Origin of the sequence: Pseudomonas sp. HMSC076A11, from assembly GCF_001810205.1 — a bacterium.
Classification (GTDB): Bacteria; Pseudomonadota; Gammaproteobacteria; order Pseudomonadales; family Pseudomonadaceae; genus Pseudomonas; species Pseudomonas aeruginosa.
On the sequence record NZ_KV800308.1, the window covers coordinates 1 to 231 of the forward strand.

Below are 231 nucleotides of genomic sequence, written 5' to 3' on the forward strand. Positions count from 1 at the left end.
CGGATACCCCGGGACCAGCGCCTTGCCGCGCCCGTCGCACTCGACCCAGAAGTGGTTCGGATCCTCGGTCTCGAAGATCCGCACGTTGTGCCACTCCCAGTCGGGGAAGCAGCGCTCGAGCCACTCGGCGAGCCGCCTGAGGCTCTCATGGCCCCGGAAAACCAGGGGTTCGCCGCTTTCCGTGGTCCAGTTGCCGGCGCAGCCGTCCTCGACGAACAGGCTGTGCCGCTG

1 pseudogene is annotated in these 231 nt (G+C 68.4%); it reads right to left on the reverse strand.

What is annotated here, in order from left to right:
- Positions 1-231 (reverse strand): annotated as a pseudogene (gene phzA, locus HMPREF2716_RS15040) (phenazine biosynthesis protein PhzA); the annotation flags it as partial.